The 1,965-nt window shown below is 46.7% G+C and carries 4 protein-coding genes; all 4 read left to right on the forward strand.

The features are described 5' to 3' along the window. Positions 1-300, forward strand: a 300-nt coding sequence (locus tag QUB12_RS37125; protein WP_333311091.1) for a hypothetical protein, incomplete at its 5' end; no start/stop codon positions are given. After that, positions 284-442: a hypothetical protein gene (locus QUB12_RS37130; RefSeq protein WP_333145243.1), complete on the forward strand. Its 159-nt coding sequence runs from the start codon at positions 284-286 to the stop codon at positions 440-442. The genes QUB12_RS37125 and QUB12_RS37130, both read left to right, overlap by 17 nt. A gap of 322 nt (positions 443-764) precedes the next feature. After that, on the forward strand, positions 765-944 hold the full coding sequence (locus QUB12_RS37135; RefSeq protein WP_333145244.1) for a hypothetical protein: 180 nt from the start codon (positions 765-767) through the stop codon (positions 942-944). A 212-nt stretch (positions 945-1,156) separates the two neighbouring features. Beyond that, on the forward strand, positions 1,157-1,965 hold an 809-nt coding region (locus tag QUB12_RS37140; RefSeq protein ID WP_333311093.1), incomplete at its 3' end, for a DUF3854 domain-containing protein.

Consider the following 1,965-nt stretch of genomic DNA (forward strand, 5'->3'; position numbering starts at 1 on the left):
ACTTTTGCCAACTCCGAGGCGATCGGGCGGTTGGAAGTTCAAACTCTTGCCAATGCGACAGCCATAGATCGCCTGACTGATCGCATTGACCAACTCACCGATCGCGTTGACCGACTGGCTCAACGTTTTGACGGTCTGGTTTCAGCAATTGGGAGCCATCAAGAAGCGCTGAGGCTGATTTCCCAGCAGAACAACGAATGGCGGGAGCAAATGCGAATCATTCAAACAGAAATCCGCGACATCTGGCAGTACCTCAACAACCAACTCCGAAACCGGGGCAACGGTGGCGGGCAAAATTGAAGCGATCGCCCGTGGGAGAGATGGCGGCGCGGTTGATCGGCGACTGTGGGGAGTTGAGGCTGTGCGGGCGATCGGCTACTTATTAAATAGATCGTTTACGGTTTTATTAGGGGTGAAAATACCACTTTATGTAAAGTGGTAAATACGCTAAATCACCGATGCCTATTGGTTTCTCGATCCAATTCTGTGGTGTTTTTTTTGGCTTATAAGCCTGCAAAAATACACCCTATCGCCAGAAAAAGCAATAGGCGATCGACTGATGTATATATCCCGGATATATACGCTGTTAACTAATTTTTTAGGGAAAAGAGCGAAGGCTGTCCGATCGGCGCAGTGAGGATGCTGGGATTTTGGGTCAAAAATTTGCCAATATCGCGCGATCGAGACAAATTATCTAAATCTATGGCAAGAATTGCGATTGATACAGTATCATTGTCGGTAACTCTGAAGCGAGGATACGAAAAATGGCGCGAAGGTGGAAACACTCGGTAACTGTCTACTTGACTGAAGCCGAATATCTATTAGTAACAGGCAAAGCATCACAGCTAGAAACTTCTAGTTCCAGCTTTACCAAACAAGCGCTCAAGACTTATATAAAGCACATAGAAAAACATCTTGAAGATGCCAAACCTATCGCAGTGTAAGACTTGCAGGCATTATTTCCACTCGCTTTAAGTCAAAAAAATCGCTGCACCTGTTGAGAGGCCCAGCAAAGAAAAAATAATTACAATTTCAATATACCGTAGTCTATCTACTGTTGCTAGCAATTTGTCTACAAGTTACAAACAGACAGCGAACAGTTTGCGGCCTCTCTTAAATATAGGTGTAGCGGGTCAACCTTCCAAGGAACCCAGCTATGGTGTCTATTTTACCAAATTCAGCTAACTCTGGTCAAGAGTTATCAAGTTTAAGCAATTTTAGTCAAGACTCGGCAATTTTAGATAAGTTTGGCAAAGATTACGCAGAATATGTAAATCAATGCTGCTATGAGGATGTTGTGGTTCGATCGGGAGTTGCCGAAGACATCTACGATCTAAACTTCCCCTCTGCGATCGGAACCGCTGTATATGAGCCGATTTTTGCCGATAGCGATAAGACCAACAACAGCAGTATCAGCCTAGAAGCGGCTCGAAATCTTGCCCGGTGTATCGGCGACGCAGGATATTTTTACAAAAATAAATTCTGGCTCCTTTCCGATCTTTGTGGAGCATCGGAGGATGCCAGAAACGGAAACATCAAGGCAAAAGGAATTTTCCGACCTGCGGGCCCTGCTGCTGGTGGCTGGATAGCGAACGGCCGCTTTCGCCAACTCACAGGCGCGACGATCGCGTTAGATGAAAAAGGCAAAGAGCGTCGGTACCACCAGCCAAAAGGCAAGCCTTTAGAAATATTCTTCCCCGCTGTTACGGTTCGAGTTGGGAGGATGATAGCCGAAAAAGCTCGCTTACCCATGCCAGAATTCCCTGTAATTGGATTGGGCGGGGAATGGATTGGATTTTGGGATTGGGCTGAGAGTAGCGGTTGCCCGATCGTCATCACTGAAGGCGAGAAAAAAGCAGCTTTGTTAATTTCTCGCGGATGGGCGGCGATCGGTCTACCAGGAATCACAACCGGTTATAGAGTAACCGAGCGTGGCGAAACCATCACAAAACCCGACGGAACACA

It is taken from the genome of Microcoleus sp. B7-D4 (genome assembly GCF_036705125.1).
Classification (GTDB): Bacteria; Cyanobacteriota; Cyanobacteriia; order Cyanobacteriales; family Microcoleaceae; genus Microcoleus.

What these genes read in the sequence shown, in the direction of transcription:
- QUB12_RS37135 (WP_333145244.1), top strand. Translation starts at nt 765, where the DNA reads ATGGCGCGAAGGTGGAAACACTCGGTAACTGTCTACTTGACTGAAGCC.